Genomic DNA, 1798 nt, shown 5'->3' on the forward strand with positions numbered 1-1798 from the left:
TGTGGGGTCTGCGCGTGCTGCTGTGTTTCTGACGTCTGTGTGTGTGCTCTTCGTTGCTACGACTCGCCCTCTGCTCTCCGTCTTTCGGCGGGGGGGGGCGCCCCCGCCCCCCGCGCGCCCGGTTCGATGATTCTTGATTCGTCGTTGAACTCTACGGTGCGGTCGAGTTCGGTATTACGGGGAGACGACGATCGAGTTGATGGGGGTGAGGTTCACGAACTGCCAGCCCGGCCCCGTGGCGGGCAGGCAGTTGGTGCCGTTGTAGCCGTAGCACAGCGCGACGTGGGCGCCGCCGGTCTGGTGGTTGAAGACCCAGTGGTTGTTGTACTGGTTGGAGAGGTTGTACGTCCCGTAGTTGTAGTAGCGGTTGGTGACGGTCGTGCTGTCGATGCCCTCGCTGTAGATGCAGACGTACCCGTCCGCACAGTCCAGGACGGTGTCGGCGTGGGCGGTGCCCGCGCCGGCGAGCATGGAGGCGCTGGCGGCGAGGGTGGCGGCGCCGATGCCGAGGGCTGCCTTCAGACGCTTCATGGAACGTTCCTTTCGGACGGTTTTGACGGACGGCATTTCTTTGTCCGGATTTCCGGCCGTTCGGGCTTCGTCGTCCGGCCGTGAGACCAGGAAATCGGATGACGGATCGCCGGTCGAATCATTCGAAACAATTCGAAGACGATCACGCGTAAAAGGGGGAATCACGTGATCCGGATCGAACTCTCGGCGGCCGCGGTGGCGCGCACGCGTTTCGCCGTGTCGCCGCTCTACCAGGCCATGCACCTGCTCTTCGCCCTCGGGCGGCAGCCTCGCGCGGTGCCGTACGAGTGGCGGCTGCGGGCGCGGGACGTCATCGTCGGGCGGCGGCTGGGGTTGCTCGCCGCGCTGGCGATCAGTGCGGACGGCTACACGCCCGACTTCCTGACGCCGGAGCCGGCGGCCTACCGGTCGGCCGTCGAGGACGAGTTGCACCTGGTGGCCACCGCGCCGGTCGAGCGGGTCCGGGCGGAGATGGGGCTGGTGCTGTCCGGGCTCGCGGACCTCGGGATTCCGGCCCGCAGGCCGCGCGCCCTCGTGCTGGACGCGCTGGACCGCGGGGAGGACGGCTTCGCGGAGCGGCTGGCGGGGGAGTTGGGCGCGTTCTGGTCAGGTGTCCTCGGGCCTCACTGGGCGGGGCTCTCCGCGCGGCTGGAGCACGACATCGCCCGCCGGGGGGAGCTCACGGCGGGGCTCGGGCTGGGCGGGATGGTCGCCGGTCTGCACCCCGAAGTGGGCTGGCACGACGGGACGTTGTCCGTGCGACGGCCCGGTCGTCCGGACCGGCAGCCGGGGTTGCGGATCACCGGGCCTGGCGTCATCTTCGTGCCGGGCGCCTTTCCGCCGGGGCTGATGCTGTCCTTCGACCCTGCGGCGGGGAGACGGACGCCCGTCGTGGTCTACCCGGCGCTCGGCCTGGCGCGGGAGGCCGGGGAGCGGCTGGGCGGATCGCGCTCGTCGATCCTCGCGGAGCTGACGCGGGCGCGGACGACGGCCGACGTGGCCTCGCGCGTGGGCCTCAGCCCGAGCACGGTTTCGTACCACCTGCAGGCGCTCCACCGGGGCGGGCTCGTGCGGCGGACCCGGCGGTCGCGGGAGGTGTACTACGAGGCAGTGGGGGATCCGGCGGGCCGGTTGCGGTGAGGAGCAAGGCCCTTGCCGGGGCGGGCCGGGGGGGGCCGCCCCCGCCAGGGTCGGGGGGGCGGACGATAAGGTGGGCGTCGGGTGTCGGTAACGTAGTGGTATTAGTGGGATGTGGGGTGGGCCGGGT

At 70.6% G+C, this 1798-nt stretch carries 2 protein-coding genes; one reads left to right on the forward strand and one right to left on the reverse strand.

Annotation, left to right across the window (positions count from 1 at the left end; all coding sequences use genetic code 11):
• Positions 1 to 174 precede the first annotated feature (174 nt).
• On the reverse strand, positions 175 to 531 hold the full coding sequence (locus ACFV4F_RS32365) for a hypothetical protein (RefSeq protein ID WP_380507852.1): 357 nt from the start codon (positions 529 to 531) through the stop codon (positions 175 to 177).
• 165 nt (positions 532 to 696) lie between these two features.
• On the opposite strand from ACFV4F_RS32365, the gene ACFV4F_RS32370 reads away from it, so the two are divergent.
• Positions 697 to 1671, forward strand: coding sequence for a helix-turn-helix domain-containing protein (locus ACFV4F_RS32370; protein WP_380444827.1), 975 nt, complete (start codon positions 697 to 699; stop codon positions 1669 to 1671).
• Positions 1672 to 1798: the final 127 nt, after the last annotated feature.

The sequence above is a fragment of the Kitasatospora sp. NPDC059722 genome (genome assembly GCF_042733235.1).
In the GTDB taxonomy this organism is placed as follows: domain Bacteria; phylum Actinomycetota; class Actinomycetes; order Streptomycetales; family Streptomycetaceae; genus Kitasatospora.